The 13,559-nt window shown below is 48.9% G+C and carries 15 protein-coding genes; 7 read left to right on the top strand and 8 right to left on the bottom strand.

The features are described from left to right. Nucleotides 1-53: 53 nt before the first annotated feature. The 3 genes from HMPREF2572_RS13000 to HMPREF2572_RS01735 form a co-directional block, all read right to left on the bottom strand. Nucleotides 54-182 (bottom strand): FeoB-associated Cys-rich membrane protein, encoded by a 129-nt coding sequence (locus tag HMPREF2572_RS13000; protein WP_003683546.1) that lies wholly within the window; start codon nt 180-182, stop codon nt 54-56. Further along, nucleotides 179-2,047 carry a ferrous iron transporter B gene (locus tag HMPREF2572_RS01740; protein WP_070495854.1) on the bottom strand — a complete coding sequence of 623 codons (1,869 nt, stop codon included), beginning with the start codon at nt 2,045-2,047 and terminating at the stop codon, nt 179-181. Before HMPREF2572_RS01740 ends, HMPREF2572_RS13000 begins: the two co-directional genes overlap by 4 nt. Before the next feature lie 171 nt (nt 2,048-2,218). After that, nucleotides 2,219-2,485 carry a FeoA family protein gene (locus tag HMPREF2572_RS01735; RefSeq protein WP_003742387.1) on the bottom strand — a complete coding sequence of 89 codons (267 nt, stop codon included), beginning with the start codon at nt 2,483-2,485 and terminating at the stop codon, nt 2,219-2,221. A gap of 318 nt (nt 2,486-2,803) precedes the next feature. Between HMPREF2572_RS01735 and HMPREF2572_RS01730 the strand changes: the two genes are divergently transcribed. Beyond that, complete coding sequence (locus HMPREF2572_RS01730) at nt 2,804-3,430, top strand: NAD(P)H-hydrate epimerase (protein WP_083294119.1); 627 nt, start codon at nt 2,804-2,806, stop codon at nt 3,428-3,430. A 25-nt stretch (nt 3,431-3,455) separates the two neighbouring features. Here HMPREF2572_RS01730 and crcB read toward each other — a convergent pair whose 3' ends face one another. Continuing rightward, nucleotides 3,456-3,818, bottom strand: coding sequence for a fluoride efflux transporter CrcB (gene crcB / locus HMPREF2572_RS01725; protein ID WP_070495849.1), 363 nt, complete (start codon nt 3,816-3,818; stop codon nt 3,456-3,458). Nucleotides 3,819-4,136: 318 nt separating this feature from the next. Here crcB and HMPREF2572_RS01720 point away from each other — a divergent pair, with 318 nt between their 5' ends. The 5 genes from HMPREF2572_RS01720 (at nt 4,137) to HMPREF2572_RS01700 (ending at nt 8,670) form a co-directional block, all read left to right on the top strand. Further along, nucleotides 4,137-4,796: a hypothetical protein gene (locus tag HMPREF2572_RS01720; RefSeq protein ID WP_070495847.1), complete on the top strand. Its 660-nt coding sequence runs from the start codon at nt 4,137-4,139 to the stop codon at nt 4,794-4,796. 265 nt (nt 4,797-5,061) lie between these two features. Continuing rightward, nucleotides 5,062-5,997 carry a dihydroorotate oxidase gene (locus tag HMPREF2572_RS01715; RefSeq protein ID WP_070495845.1) on the top strand — a complete coding sequence of 312 codons (936 nt, stop codon included), beginning with the start codon at nt 5,062-5,064 and terminating at the stop codon, nt 5,995-5,997. A 248-nt stretch (nt 5,998-6,245) separates the two neighbouring features. Next, a complete protein-coding gene (locus tag HMPREF2572_RS01710) occupies nt 6,246-7,382 on the top strand; it encodes a 5-(carboxyamino)imidazole ribonucleotide synthase (RefSeq protein ID WP_070495948.1) in 1,137 nt (378 codons plus the stop codon). Nucleotides 7,383-7,487: 105 nt separating this feature from the next. Further along, nucleotides 7,488-7,970, top strand: coding sequence for a GNAT family N-acetyltransferase (locus tag HMPREF2572_RS01705; protein WP_070495843.1), 483 nt, complete (start codon nt 7,488-7,490; stop codon nt 7,968-7,970). 82 nt (nt 7,971-8,052) lie between these two features. Then, nucleotides 8,053-8,670 (top strand): Smr/MutS family protein, encoded by a 618-nt coding sequence (locus tag HMPREF2572_RS01700; protein ID WP_070495841.1) that lies wholly within the window; start codon nt 8,053-8,055, stop codon nt 8,668-8,670. 128 nt (nt 8,671-8,798) lie between these two features. On the opposite strand, the gene HMPREF2572_RS01695 is transcribed toward HMPREF2572_RS01700, so the two are convergent. Next, nucleotides 8,799-10,166, bottom strand: coding sequence for an FAD-binding oxidoreductase (locus HMPREF2572_RS01695; RefSeq protein ID WP_070495838.1), 1,368 nt, complete (start codon nt 10,164-10,166; stop codon nt 8,799-8,801). A 134-nt stretch (nt 10,167-10,300) separates the two neighbouring features. Further along, nucleotides 10,301-10,603, bottom strand: coding sequence for a hypothetical protein (locus tag HMPREF2572_RS01690; RefSeq protein WP_049224223.1), 303 nt, complete (start codon nt 10,601-10,603; stop codon nt 10,301-10,303). Between the two features lie 566 nt (nt 10,604-11,169). Between HMPREF2572_RS01690 and HMPREF2572_RS01685 the strand changes: the two genes are divergently transcribed. Further along, entirely contained in the window at nt 11,170-11,649 is a 480-nt protein-coding gene (locus tag HMPREF2572_RS01685; protein ID WP_003766910.1) for an FKBP-type peptidyl-prolyl cis-trans isomerase, read from the top strand. Between the two features lie 219 nt (nt 11,650-11,868). Here the strand turns inward: HMPREF2572_RS01685 and HMPREF2572_RS01680 are convergent, their stop codons facing one another. Both HMPREF2572_RS01680 and HMPREF2572_RS01675 read right to left on the bottom strand, forming a co-directional pair. Further along, entirely contained in the window at nt 11,869-12,603 is a 735-nt protein-coding gene (locus tag HMPREF2572_RS01680; protein ID WP_148132262.1) for a hypothetical protein, read from the bottom strand. 192 nt (nt 12,604-12,795) lie between these two features. Further along, nucleotides 12,796-13,326: a hypothetical protein gene (locus HMPREF2572_RS01675; protein ID WP_070495834.1), complete on the bottom strand. Its 531-nt coding sequence runs from the start codon at nt 13,324-13,326 to the stop codon at nt 12,796-12,798. Nucleotides 13,327-13,559: the final 233 nt, after the last annotated feature.

Genomic DNA, 13,559 nt, shown 5'->3' with positions numbered 1-13,559 from the left:
AAGGTCGTCTGAAACCATTTCAGACGACCTTTCTTCTCCCTAGCTATCCATATTCAACCGCAACCGCCGCATTTGCCGCAGCCGCTGCTGCAATCGCGTTTTTTCGGTTTAAATACGAATTTTCGCAAGAGGAAGAATACGCAGGCGAGCATAATCAAGCCGACGATAATATATTGAGTCATGACGATAGTATCCTTGAAGAAATTTGGTAAACCACAAATGCGGCGAAGTAAGCCATCAGGAACAAATAGCCGGTAATCATCACCATATTTTTTGTGGATTTGGTTTCGCGTTTAATCACAGCCAATGTCGCGGCACACATGGGGGCGTACACATACCAAGCCAGGAAGGCGAAGGCGGTCGGCAGCCCCCAGTTGTTGTGTACGATCGGAATCAGCGCGTTTTGTACGGCGTCTTCAGACGACGCGCTGACGGCATAGACCGTACCCAGTGCGGCAACGACGACTTCACGCGCGGCGATGCCCGGAATCATGGCGATACACATTTCCCAAGTGAAGCCCAGCGGGGCGAATAATGGTTGGATAGCGTGGCCGAGCATACCCGCGAGGCTGTAATCGATTGCTGCGCCTGTTGCGCCTGCGGGCGGTTGCGGCCAGCTTACCAAGCCCCACAAAACTACGGCAAGGGCGAAGATAATCGTACCGGCGCGTTTGAGGAAGGCTTTTACCCTGTCCCACAGGCTGGTCATGATGTGTTTGAAGTTGGGCGTGCGGAAAGTCGGCAGCTCCATCAAGAGCGGGAATTGCTGCACGTTGCCTTTCATACGCGCCAAGCGTTTCATGATATATGCTGCCAAGGCGGCAGACAGGATGCCTGCGAGATAGAGGATAAACAGTGTCAGCCCTTGCAGGTTGAAAATCCCGCCTACGGTGCGGTCAGGAATGACGGCGGCGATAATCAGCGCGTAAACGGGCAGCCGCGCGGAGCAGGTCAGCAGCGGGGCGACAGCGATGGTAACGAGGCGTTCGCGCGGGTCATTAATCGTACGCGCCGACATCACGGCGGGAACGGCACAGGCGAAACTTGACAGGAGCGGGATAAACGAGCGTCCCGACAGACCGCTTTTTGCCATGAGGTTGTCCAACAAAAACGCCGCGCGCGGCAGGTAGCCTGAGTCTTCTAAAAGCAGGATGAAGGCGAACAGGATCGTAATCTGCGGCAGGAACACCAACACGCTGCCCAAACCGGCAATGACGCCGTTGACGAGCAAGTCGCTGAGGATGCCCGGCTCCATGTTGGCGCCTATCCATTCGCCCAGCGCGGTAAAGCCGCCTTCGATGGCGTCCATAATCGGCGCCGCCCAAGTGTAAACCGCTTGGAACACCATAAACAGGATGAACAGCAGCATAATCATGCCCCAAACGGGGTGCAGCACGATGTCGTCGAGTTTTTTGTGCCATGCGGGCAGCGTCATCTGGGTGCGTACCACTTGTGCCAAAATCGATTCGACTTCTTGATAAAGTTTGTCGCTATCCAGCGCATCGAGCGTGCGTTCGGCAGAGGCGGGGTTGGCGGGGAAAGAGCGTTTGCGCGGCAGCTTCACCACGGCTTCGCGTACCGCCTGTACGCCCGACGCGCTCACTGCAACTGTTTCCAAAACAGGTGCATCCAACAACTCGCTCAGTTTGGCCGCGTCGATATTCAAGCCCCTTCTGCGGGCAACGTCGCTCATATTCAGCGACACCACCATAGGCAGTCCCAGCGTTTTCAGTTCCAAAATCATGCGCAGGGTCATACGCAGGTTGGTCGCGTCGGCAACGGCAATAATGGCATCGGGCGGAATGCCCAGTTTGCCAACGACCACATCTTTTGCCACCGCTTCGTCGGGGCTGGTCGTGCGCAGGCTGTATGTGCCCGGCAGGTCAATAATGCGGACGGCCGCGTCGTCGAGGAAGGCACCCTCGCGCTTATCGACCGTTACGCCCGGATAATTGGCAACCTTGGCATGTGCACCGGTCAAACCGTTGAATAAAACGGTTTTGCCGCAGTTTGGCGCGCCAATCAAGGCAAAATAGCTTAGTTCCATGAATTGAACTCTCCTTTTTTGATTGTTTGATAAGTTTGGAGTGGGATTTGGGGAAAAGGTTTTGAAATTGTGTTTTCAGACGACCTAGGTCGTCTGAAAAGGATGGGGCGGTCAGATTAAATCCGCCTATGCCGCATTTTCAAAATGGAAACCTGCCTGCGTGTACAGCGGTCAGCCGTCAATCACATGGCACATAATTTTTCCCGCTTCTTCCTGCCGCAACGAGAATTGCGACTGGTTGCCCAAACGTACGGCAAACGGACCGCGTCCGAATCCGCCGACGGCAATCACCTGCAACGGCATTCCGCTTGAAAAGCCCAAGTCGGCAAGGCGGCGCGTAACCAGCGGGTCGAGTTCGCCGAAAGTCGAATTGGGGACGATGGAGTCGATGTGCGCGACTGCGCCTTTACTGAGTTTTGACAATGGTATGGCAGACATAGTGTGTTTTACTTTCGTTGTCGATTGAAAAAAGAGACAGCAAGTAAAGACGAATCAGACACAGGGTAGGCAGAGGCATATCTCAATGCCCGTCCCCGCAAAAGAAGTAGTTTTGATTGTTTATCACTTTGTTTCATTATGATAATAAATCTTGTTAACATAAAAATCAAATACAAAGCCACCAAGTTCCTTATTTTCAGACGACATATTGCGACAAATCAAAGAAAGCGAATGATTCGTTGTGAAAGTCGGGAAAGGCTATTGATAAGGTTTTCGTTTGGATGTTTTATGAAGGACTGAAGAGCAAAGGAGAGAATGATGAAAATCTACACCGCTGCAGAAATGCGTGAACACGAACAAATGGCAGTCGATAAAGGTACGACTTTCGAGCAACTGATGGAAAACGCGGGACAAGCCGCCGCCGCGGATTTGCTGCGCCGTTTTCCCAAAGCAGGACGCGCGTTAATCGTTTGTGGCAAGGGCAACAACGGCGGCGACGGTTTGGTCATCGCGCGCGTGTTGTCCGAACATGATTGGCAGGTAGATGTCGTTTTCGTCTTGGGAGACAAACTGTCGCCGCTGGCGCAGTTGAACCGCGAGCGTTTGAATCATTCAGACGGCGTTAGCTTTATCCGCCCCGACGAACTGGAAGGTCGTCTGAAAACAGGTTACGGCCTCGTTATCGAAGGCATTTTCGGAACAGGCTTCAGCGGCGCATTGCCCGAAACAGCCGCCGCCGTCTGCCGCCTGCTAAACCAAGCCGACGGCTTCAAAATCGCGTTAGACATCCCGACCGGGCTGAACTGCGACACAGGCGAAGCAGATCAAGACACCTTCCGCGCCGACCTGACCTACGCCTTCGCCTCCTACAAACCCGCGCATATGACTGAAGCAGGCAAAGCATATTGCGGCGAAACCGTGTGTTTGGATATTGGGATAGAGTGATTTTTTTTGAGATGAGGTGTTTGGGTTATTTCCAGCTTTGCACCAAATAAATGCCCAACGCCGTCAAGAGAAACGAGCCGAAAACATGCAGGCAGACCGCCGAAAAAGCCGTTGCCCAGCGTTGCGCTTGCATCAGAGTAACCATTTCCAGTGAAAAGCTGGAAAAAGTCGTCAGGCTGCCGAGAAAACCGGTAATCAGCAAAAGCTTCCATTGAGGATTCTCCAGCCATTCGGCGCAGATGCCGATTAAGAATGCGCCAATCCAGTTGGCAGCAAGCGTGCCGGCTGAAAGCGGAACGGATAGTGCGGCAAAGGCGAGAACGAGCAACCAGCGGGACAATGCGCCCAAAGCCGCGCCAAACGCAATCGCCATGACGTTTTGAAACATATCGAAATCCGGATGAAAAAATCAAATGTCGGGTTCGAGATTTTAACCGTATTTGCCAAAGGCTAACAAAAGGTCGTCTGAAAGTGGTTTTCCAGTTTCAGACGACCTTTCTTTCTGATAAAGCTGTTCAATCCCTCGGATTTCTGCTAGAAATCAGTAGAAGCTCAAGCATTTGAAAGATTCAAAATTAAATTGATTATTAACGTTGAAAATATTATTTATGATATTGAACTTATTAATTTTTCACACTTTTTTGCTTCATTCGTTATAATGTGAATCGTATGCACCATCGCATATTTTTAAAGTTAGGATTGATAAATGAAAATGAAATGGCTTGCCCTCGTAACCGCCGCCGCATTGAGTTTGACTGCTTGCGGCGATAAAAACAAACAGGCTTCTGATGCGCCTGAAAAAGCTGCCGCAGGCAAGACGGCGGATGCTTCAAAACAGGCTGACAAACCTGCCGAAGAAGCAAAATCTGTGGCTTCTTCAGGCAATTTCCTGGCTGATGCAGCCGCTCTGCAAGCTGCTGAAGATGCGCTGAAAGCACTGCCGCAATTCGGTGGCAAACCGCTCAATATTTTCCAAAATATCCATTTCTACGGCGGCGAACGTCCGCGTATTACCGTTGAAATTCAAGACCCTAGCAAACCTGACAATATTGACCACTACGAATTTGAAGACGGAAAATGGAGCGAGCCTCAAGCTGTCCGCATTTCCGGTGACGGCAATATGAAAGACAACGTGTTCCCGTTGGATGAAATCAAATTCGCCGATATCGCGAAAATCGCTCAAGCCTACGGCGAAAAAGCCAAAGAAGTGGAAGCTAAAGAAGCGGAATTGGATCATGTGTACTACGCCTTGTTCGTGCCGACCGGTAAGAGACAGTGGTACACCAGCAATCTCGAAACTGACCGTGCGGAATACGAATTTGAATTTAACAAAGACGGTACTCTGAAAAGCTTCAAAAAACGTTAATAGCTTGGACAGTCGGTAATTTATGCCCGACTACCCAATTTGATTTGAGACAGTTACGCTTGTCTTGATAGGGGTCGTCTGAAAAGCATTTTAGGTTTTCACTTCGTTGAAACCGTGCTTTCAGACGACCTTTTGCGTCTTCCCTTCATCACCTAAAACAACATTTCCCTACATTGTCTGTCATTTGATGTTTGTTAAAAATTTTGCCGACTATTCGTGTTACGCTTCGCAAACAAATTGATTTTTCAAGGGAAAGGAGTAGGGTATGCTGTCATTGAGAACGCAAATCGCCGGTTTTTCTTTTGACAACTGTCTGATGAACGCCGCGGGTGTAGCGTGTATGACCGTGGAAGAATTGGAAAAAGTCAGGCAATCTGCCGCAGGCAGCTTCGTCACCAAAACGGCGACGCTGGAGGTGCGGGCGGGCAATCCAGAGCCGCGTTACCGCGATGTACCGCTGGGCAGCATCAATTCCATGGGTTTGCCGAATCAAGGCATTGATTACTATTTGGATTATTTGCTGAACCTTCAAGAGTCGCATCCGGAGCGGACATTTTTCCTCTCGCTGGTCGGTATGTCGCCCAATGAAACACACACACTGCTGAAAAAAGTGCAAAACAGCGGATTTAAAGGCATTACCGAACTCAACCTTTCCTGCCCGAACGTCCCCGGCAAGCCGCAAATCGCCTACGACTTTGAAACGACCGAGCGGATTTTGGGCGAAGCCTTCGGCTACTTCGACAAGCCTTTAGGCATCAAACTGCCGCCGTATTTCGACATCGTCCATTTCGACCAAGCGGCGGAAGTGTTCAACCGCCATCCGCTGAAATTCGTCAACTGCGTCAATTCCATCGGCAACGGTATGTATATCGAAGACGAATCCGTCGTGATCCGGCCTAAAAACGGCTTTGGCGGCATAGGCGGCGAATACATCAAACCGACCGCGCTCGCCAATGTCCACGCGTTCTACCAAAGATTGAATCCGTCCATCCAAATCATCGGTACAGGCGGCGTTTATACCGGTCGCGATGCGTTCGAACATATCTTGTGCGGCGCGAGCATGGTGCAAATCGGCACGGCGCTGCATCAGCAAGATGTCGAAGTTTTCGAACGCGTTTCGCTTGGCTTGAAAGCCATCATGGTGCAAAAAGGCTACGAGACGCTCGAAGACTTCAAAGGCAAACTGAAATATCTGGGGTAAGTCTGCTCAGATGAAGGGGAAAAGGTCGTCTGAAAACCATCATACGGTTTCAGACGACCTTTTATTACAAAACGGCTGCCGATAGGTTTCTTTGGAAAATCCGGATATTGGGAGAGGATGTTTTGATTGTTGTCATTTTGCTCATACGGCAAGCATCGAAATAGCGTGTAAAAGGCGTTTTAACATTTATCTCTATAAGCAGGTTTGTTACAATTTCGGGAAAATTTTAGTGGAACCGCAAAATGCTGATGAACTCATCCGCCATCCTCCCTCCTGCCATGCTCGGCATTCTCGGCGGCGGGCAATTAGGCAGAATGTTTACCGTTGCCGCCAAAACCATGGGCTACAAAGTAACCGTTCTCGACCCCGATCCGAACGCACCGGCGGCAGCATTTGCCGACCGCCATTTGTGCGCGCCGTTTGATGACCAAGCCGCGTTGGACGAGTTGGCAAAATGCGCGGCGGTTACCACTGAATTTGAAAACGTCAATGCCGATGCGATGCGCTTTTTGGCAAAACATACCAACGTTTCCCCCAGCGGCGACTGCGTTGCCATCGCGCAAAACCGTATTCAGGAAAAAGCGTGGATACGTAAAGCGGGATTGCAAACCGCGCCGTATCAAGTGGTTTGCAGTTCAGACGACATCAGCGACGAAAGCGCGCAATTTTTGCCCGGCATCCTGAAAACGGCGACTTTGGGCTACGACGGTAAAGGTCAAATCCGCGTCAAAACGGTGGACGAACTCAAAGCCGCGTTTGCCGAACACGGCGGTGTGGATTGCGTTTTGGAAAAAATGGTGGATTTGCGCGGCGAGATTTCCGTTATCGTATGTCGTCTGAACAATGAAAACACGCAAACCTTCGACCCCGCCGAAAACATCCACGAAAACGGCATCTTGGCTTATTCCATCGTCCCCGCGCGGCTGAGTGCCGACGTGCAGCAACAGGCGCGGCAGATGGCGCAACGTTTGGCGGACGAATTGGATTATGTCGGCGTGTTGGCGGTGGAAATATTCGTCGTCGGCGATACGCATGAATTGGTCGTCAATGAAATCGCCCCGCGCCCGCACAATTCCGGCCACCATACGCTGGATGCCTGCGCCGCAGACCAGTTCCAACAGCAGGTGCGCATTATGTGCAACCTGCCTCCCGCCGACACCAAGCTGCTTTCTTCATGCTGCATGGCGAATATTTTGGGCGACGTTTGGCAGGAAGATGGCGGCGAACCGAATTGGCTGCCACTGCAAAGTCATCCAAACGCACACTTACACCTTTACGGCAAAAAAGCCGCGCGGAAAGGGCGCAAAATGGGGCATTTCACCGTTTTGTCCGCCGATGCCGATACTGCTTTTGAGGCAGCGGGAAAATTGCATCAAAGTCTTTGAATATAAAATATAATAATGGAAACAGCGTTCAGACGACCTCTGATCGTTTACGATAGAAACGTCGTCTGAACACGCATTACAACACATCTTACAACACATCTTGCCATGAGCCTTCTGACCATACTCCGTCCCGCAGTCGCACAAGATTGCCAAGCCATCCACAATGCCCATCTGCACGCCGTCCAATATACCTGCATCCGCAGTTACGACGATAAAGTATTGCATGCGTGGGAAGCATTGTTAGATATCGACAGCTACCTCGAAACCATTTCCGATCCCGGCAAAGCCTTTTGGGTGGTGGAATACAGGGGCGCGATACAAGGATTTTTCCAAGTGGACTTCAAAGAAGCCCAATTGGACGCGCTCTATGTTCACCCCTTCGTCCATAATCACGGCTTAGGTACAGCCTTGCTGCGCCGTGCCGAAGAGCTTGCTCATCAGGCGGGTCTGAGCTTTTTGAAACTGTACGCCTCGCTCAATTCCGTTCCTTTTTACCGTTTGAACCACTACGAATCTTTGGGTTCTGCCGTATTGCAGTTGAACAAAGACGTTAAGGTCAAGTGCGAACTGATGCGCAAATATCTATAAGCCGTTTTCAGACGATCTCCAAAGGAAGCCAAAGGTCGTCTGAAAATGTGTTTTCCATGTCAAACCTCAAAATATCCCAACGATGAAAACAGATTTCCAATCTGCCTTGAAAGCATTAGGCAAACAAGCCAAAAAAGAAGCCGAAGCGCGGGCGCATGAGCAAGCCTTGGTGAAGAAGCGCGAGGAAGAGAATATCGATTTCGCCAAAGCCGTAGGCGCAGTGACGCCCTTGAAAACCGCGCCGCGCTATGAAGCCCCGCGCGATAAAACGCCCATCAAACCCCGTCCGAAAGAGCAGGAAAGTTTGGCAGCTGAAGATTATTTCTACGTCGGCAGCGGCGCTTCTTGGGATGAACCGCCCGCTTCGTTCAGTAAAAACGGACAAGGTAAAAACGATTTGCAACGTTTGCGCAACGGGCATTATCCCGTGGTCGCCGATGTTGATTTGCACGGCTACACGCAGGAAGAGGCGCAACAGGTTTTAAACGAATTTATCGAATTTACCCAAAAACGGGGTGTATGCGCGGAAATCATCCATGGCAGCGGTTTGGGTTCGTCAGGCTACAAACCCGTTTTAAAAAACATGACGCGCCGCTGGTTGATGCAGCATCCAGATGTATTGGCTTATATCGAGCCGAGAGAAGGCAATGACGGCGCTGTACGCATTTTGTTGAAGCGCAGGCGCAAGGAAGAAGAATAGTTTGTGCTGGGTTGATTGGGCTGAGGCAATATTGCCTTGAGCACAATCTGCGAACTATGTCAAAGGTCGTCTGAAACTGGGATTAGGTTTTCAGACGACCTTTTCGATTTTGGAACACTGAATATTGCTTACGGCAGGAGCTTGCCCGGATTCATGATGTTGTGAGGGTCAAGCTGGGCTTTGATGGCGCGCATCAGGGCGATTTCCGACGGGGTGCGGACGCTGGGGAGCCAGTGTTTTTTGATGCTGCCAATACCGTGTTCTGCCGCGATGGTGCCGTGGCAGGCGAGGATGTGTTCATAGACGATGGTGTTGACGGCATCTTCGTAGCGGTAAGCGTCGTTGCTTAAAACGTCGGGCAGAAAGGTGTTGTAATGCAGGCTGCCGTCGCCCAAATGTCCGAAGCAGACGATTTGTATGCCGGGGAAACGGGCTTCCAAGGCGGGTGCGCATTGGTGAACAAAGGCGGCGACTTGGGCAATCGGGACGGCGATGTCGTGTTTGATGCTGGTGCCGAGCTTGCGCTGGGAGGCGGAAATGTTTTCACGCAGCGTCCATAGATCGAGGCGCTCTTGTTCGGATTGCGCGATGATGCTGTTTTCTTTGCCGTTTTGATAGAGAAACTCGGCAAGTTTTTCGTCGAGCGCGGCATCGGGAACGGAGTCGGTCAGTTCGAGCAGGACGTGCCAGTTTGCATCAGTCGGCTGTTTGAGATGACTGAACTCGGAAGACAATGCCAAGGCGTAGCGGCTGATCAGCTCGAAACTGGTCAGTCGTTCGGCAAAATGTCCTTGTACGGCTGTTAAAAGCTGTACGGCAGATTCGATGTCATCCAAACCTACCCATGCGGTCGCTATGGTTTGCGGACGGGCGAAGAGTTTGAGCGTGGCGGCGGTGATAATGCCGAGGGTGCCTTCACTGCCGATAAAGAGGTGGCGCAGGTCGTAACCGGTGGTATTTTTGTGCAGCGGTTGGAGATGGGAAACAAGTTCGCCATTGGGCAGGACGACTTCCAAACCCAATACCAAGTCGCGCATACTGCCGTAGCGTAAAACGTTTAATCCGCCGGCGTTGCAGGCGATGTTGCCGCCGATTTCGCACGAGCCTTCGCTGGCAAGACTGAGGGGAAACAGTCTGCCCGCTTCGGATGCCGCTTTTTGAACGTTTTGCAGGATTACGCCTGCTTCGACGGTGATGCTGTTGTCGGCAAGGTTGATTTCGCGGATACGTTTGATTTTGGAAAGGTTGAGCAGTACGCCGCCGGAAGCTACCGCTGCGCCGCACAAACCGGTATTGCCGCCCTGCGGGGTAACGGGGATACGGTTTTCAAAACAAAACCGCATGATTTCTTGTACATTTTCTATAGAATGCGGTTGCAAGATGATGTCCGGTTCGGAAACAAAGCGGCGGCGCTGGTCGTTTAACAGGGCCGGAGTGGCTTCGAGGATTTCAGCGGGGGAAAGGAATTCAAGAAAACGGTCGTACAGATTGGGCATAACGGGCAGCAGGATGGTTTGTGTGTGTACGGAAGATTATATAGCGGATAAGGGAAGCGAAAAACGGTAAAGGTCGTCTGAAAAACAAAAAAGCAGGATACAATCCGTATCCTGCTTTTTTAACTGTAAAAATATTATTTTGCAGCAGAAGCGGCAGAAGCAGCAGCTGAGCTGGCAGCAGAAGCAGCACCAGTTGCAGCAGAAGCAGCGGTATTAGCTGCAGAAGCGGCAGTGTTGGCAGCAGAAGCAGCGGTGTTAGCTGCAGAAGCGGCTTCAGTTGCAGAGGAAGCGGCAGAAGCAGCACCGGTTGCAGAAGAAGCGGCAGAAGCAGCAGTTTCAGAAGCACCGGAAGCGGTAGGAGCAGCAGTATCAGCGCCTTTGTTACAAGCAGCCAAAGCCAAAGATAACAGAGCAGCAGCAATCAGAGATTTTTTCATTTTGAGAACCTTCTTTAAATCGATTTAAGTAGAACAAAACAACAAAACGACATATCAGTCGTTTCATTTAGAGTAAAAATTCATTGCTGAATTTCCTGCATTATGCCCCACAGGGTGCTTCGGTGCAACGATACGGACGAATTAGTAATTTTTAATCAATCTGAAATGGACGAAAGACGGGGGTGAAACTAGTCCGCATTGGCTGTTATTCAATGTACATTTGAAATAAATTGTATAGTAAAATTTATTTATTTCATGCGTTTACATTTGAATAATACGCTATGGGTCTTTGTTTTCAATCGGTTTGAATGAAATGCGGGCAGTTGTTGCGCATAAAAGCAGAAAGTTGTAAAAAAGTTACACAGATATAAAGATTATCAAAATTTACGCTTTTGCGTGCAATATGTTAAATATTGTGCATATAAATTTATAATTGTTAGTTTTGATAATTTTGCGATAAATCTCCGTGCATGACGGCGGTGTGTTAGAATGCTTCAGATTTGTTGGCAGAGGGTTGTCAATAAAGAAAACCTGTTTTGATAAACGGTCATGATAAAGGATAAAAAATGGCTATTGAAAAAAATTCTGTGGTTTCGCTTCACTATGAAATGTACGATGCGGACAACCAACTGCTGGACAAAACCGAAGAACCCATCGTCTATCTGCACGGCGGATATGACGGCATTTTCCCTTTGGTGGAAGAAGCTTTGCACGAGAAAAACGTCGGCGATACCGTTGAAGTCGCGCTGTCACCCGATGATGCTTTCGGCGAGCAAGATCCCAGCCTGGTGCGTATCGAAGATGTCAGCGTGTTTCCGGTTGAAGTGGAGGTCGGCATGATGTTTGAAGCCGATGATCCTGAAACCGGCGATGTCTTGATTTACCGCGTAACCGACGTGGCGGACGGCAAAGCCGTTGTAGACGGCAACCATCCGCTTGCCGGCATGAAAATCTTGTTCAAAGCGACAGTTGACGGCGTACGCGATGCGACTGAAGAAGAAATCGCACACGGCCACGTTCACGGCCCGCACGGTCATCATCACTAATTAAGTTGATTTGCAATGTTAAGAGGTCGTCTGAAAACAGGATTGGGTTTCTGTTTTCAGACGACCTTTTTGTATTTTTCTAAGACTATTTTGGCAAAATAGTCCCCTTTACCTTTTCCTGTATCGTCTTCAGATGACTTTGCGCGTTCACTTTGCTCGGACCCAAATAGGTTGTCTGAAAAGTACGGTATGGTCGAGTTGGTGCGGGTCCATTTACGACTACCCGCCCAGCAAAGGCGCAACAAAATCCCGCCATTGTAGAGCAAGTCCTGCATTGATTTTGGTAAGGTTGTCGAGGAAATAGAAAAATGGCGGGTCTTGCACACCCTCTTGGTCGGCCAATTCTTCGTTCCATGCTGCTTCCCACAGGAAAAAGCCCATGGCAGAGTCTTGGCGACGTAAATGTGGGACATTTTTGAATTGATCATTATGATACTGCCAATGCAGCCTGCATTTATTTGCCAGTTCGACAGAGGAAATCCGGTCTTGGAAAAAGGTACGGGTAGCAGAAGGGTAGTCGAACAACATCAAGTGGCTTTGGCTGTAAGGGCGGACGTATCTGTCTAAAAAATCCAGAGATTTGAATATGATTTCTTGAGTCGGAACGCGCTTGAACAGTTCTGTTTCATCGTACCAATCTTCTACCAAAATGCTTTCAAATCCTGAGTATGCTTTTAACTCAGTCAGCTGTTCGGGCGTAATCAGTTGAATTTCGCCTATATCGTTTAATCGCATTTGGCGGTATCGGACAAATGCTTCCGGCAGTTTGACATCATATTGTGCCAATGCATGGAAAAAAGTTGATTCGTGTGCTTCTTGGACATAATACGCCGTGTATGGTGCGAGGAAATTGCGCGCTGAGAGTAGGGTAAGTAAATCGCTGCTGGCCGGATAGTGCGGAGTGGTATGGGTTTGCGTCCATTCACTCTTGGGACAGAGTATATATAGCCCCAAGCGCGTTGATGGGCATCGTAAAGCTCGTTTGAATACCATTTGCTGTTATGGAGAAATTCGGTTTCAATGAAATCGAGGCAGATGCGTAGGCGGAGAGTAGAGAACATAGCGGTTTAACCGGTATTGAAGATGATTAGGGTGGGACTTTGTTAATATGATACGTGTGTACCGCACACAACCCACCTATGAAGGCTACGGCTTGCTACGAATATTACCGTAATTGCTTAATAAGACATTTATAAACTCCTCTCCAAACTCTCTTATTAATACCTTCTCCATAGCCTTAAATCTTTCAATGTCTACAAACCAATCTCGATCCATCATATGGAATAATCTTATAGATTCTTTTTTTGAACTTTGAAATGCAAAAATACCCCAATTAACAGGTATATCCTGAACTGCAACCCAATTTAAATCAGTATCTGCCATAATAACTCCACCGTTGCCATAATCATTCGTAATGCCTGTTATTTTTCGTATATTTTTTATTAAATTATCATGCTCAAGAATCCAGTTTTCCACAACAATATTAAAATCACAGTCTAAAACATTAACTTGCTTATTAAAGCCACCTAAATCTAACAAGTCAGAAAATTCCTCAAGAAACTCTAAATCCATTCCAAGCCCAAAATCAAAGAACAAAAAAGTATCATACTTTGATATTAAAAAATTGTTGGGTAAAGAAAAATTCTGCCCAATAAAAATATCATTTATTTTTTTCATAAACATTTACTTTGTAACTATTTTTAAATCTAATTTTAATTCGCCGTCTTGATTCATTGCGGAAAGCCATTGTTGATAGCCAACCAATTTCCATCCATACCTACTCCAGTATTGTTTGGATAAAAATGATAGAGAAGGTCGTCTGAAAATTGATTTCAGATGACCTTGATGTTTTGTTGGGTCTCGACCCAACCTACGTTTGCTTGCTACGAATATTACCGTAATTGCTTAAT

It is taken from the genome of Neisseria sp. HMSC064E01 (genome assembly GCF_001808875.1).
Lineage (GTDB): Bacteria > Pseudomonadota > Gammaproteobacteria > Burkholderiales > Neisseriaceae > Neisseria > Neisseria sicca_A.
Note: the sequence above shows the minus strand (reverse complement) of the source record. Positions and strands in the feature narration are given on the sequence as shown.

Excerpts from the sequence above, each read along its gene's own strand:
- HMPREF2572_RS13000 (WP_003683546.1), bottom strand. The coding sequence starts at position 182 with ATGACTCAATATATTATCGTCGGCTTGATTATGCTCGCCTGCGTATTC.
- HMPREF2572_RS01740 (WP_070495854.1), bottom strand. The coding sequence starts at position 2,047 with ATGGAACTAAGCTATTTTGCCTTGATTGGCGCGCCAAACTGCGGCAAA.
- HMPREF2572_RS01735 (WP_003742387.1), bottom strand. The coding sequence starts at position 2,485 with ATGTCTGCCATACCATTGTCAAAACTCAGTAAAGGCGCAGTCGCGCAC.
- HMPREF2572_RS01730 (WP_083294119.1), top strand. The coding sequence starts at position 2,804 with ATGAAAATCTACACCGCTGCAGAAATGCGTGAACACGAACAAATGGCA.
- crcB (WP_070495849.1), bottom strand. The coding sequence starts at position 3,818 with ATGTTTCAAAACGTCATGGCGATTGCGTTTGGCGCGGCTTTGGGCGCA.
- HMPREF2572_RS01720 (WP_070495847.1), top strand. The coding sequence starts at position 4,137 with ATGAAAATGAAATGGCTTGCCCTCGTAACCGCCGCCGCATTGAGTTTG.
- HMPREF2572_RS01715 (WP_070495845.1), top strand. The coding sequence starts at position 5,062 with ATGCTGTCATTGAGAACGCAAATCGCCGGTTTTTCTTTTGACAACTGT.
- HMPREF2572_RS01710 (WP_070495948.1), top strand. The coding sequence starts at position 6,246 with ATGAACTCATCCGCCATCCTCCCTCCTGCCATGCTCGGCATTCTCGGC.
- HMPREF2572_RS01705 (WP_070495843.1), top strand. The coding sequence starts at position 7,488 with ATGAGCCTTCTGACCATACTCCGTCCCGCAGTCGCACAAGATTGCCAA.
- HMPREF2572_RS01700 (WP_070495841.1), top strand. The coding sequence starts at position 8,053 with ATGAAAACAGATTTCCAATCTGCCTTGAAAGCATTAGGCAAACAAGCC.
- HMPREF2572_RS01695 (WP_070495838.1), bottom strand. The coding sequence starts at position 10,166 with ATGCCCAATCTGTACGACCGTTTTCTTGAATTCCTTTCCCCCGCTGAA.
- HMPREF2572_RS01690 (WP_049224223.1), bottom strand. The coding sequence starts at position 10,603 with ATGAAAAAATCTCTGATTGCTGCTGCTCTGTTATCTTTGGCTTTGGCT.
- HMPREF2572_RS01685 (WP_003766910.1), top strand. The coding sequence starts at position 11,170 with ATGGCTATTGAAAAAAATTCTGTGGTTTCGCTTCACTATGAAATGTAC.
- HMPREF2572_RS01675 (WP_070495834.1), bottom strand. The coding sequence starts at position 13,326 with ATGAAAAAAATAAATGATATTTTTATTGGGCAGAATTTTTCTTTACCC.